The organism is Actinomycetota bacterium, from assembly GCA_030019255.1.
Classification (GTDB): Bacteria; Actinomycetota; Geothermincolia; order Geothermincolales; family RBG-13-55-18; genus Solincola_A.
Map to the genome: position 1 here is coordinate 1 of JASEFK010000036.1, position 328 is coordinate 328.

The window sequence follows — 328 nt, forward strand, 5'->3', positions numbered from 1 at the left end:
GATCTCTGGGCTCATGTCCTCCAGGTTGTCCAGCAGGTTCTCCAGGAGCTTGAGCACCGTCTCGTGGCGGCGCGCCCGGTACAGTTTCTGCATCAGGCGGGGGATGTTCTCGTCGATGGTGATGTCCCGGGTGAGCTCGTCGATGTCCAGGGTGAGGCCCTCGCTCACCAGCATGTTGCTGATCTGGTACACCAGTGTGCTCGCCCCCGCGCTTCCCCTTTCCCTCCCGGAGCCGTTGACGATCTTCTTCCACATGTCGGCCTGGAAGATGCGGTCGCTTATCCGGGACTCCCAGGGCTTTCCCACCGAGGCCTGATATATCTCGTCG

1 protein-coding gene is annotated in these 328 nt (G+C 61.9%); it reads right to left on the minus strand.

Translation table 11 applies throughout. The annotated features are described in order from the left end of the window. Positions 1-328, minus strand: a 328-nt coding sequence (locus QME84_12730) for a hypothetical protein (protein ID MDI6875128.1), incomplete at both ends; no start/stop codon positions are given.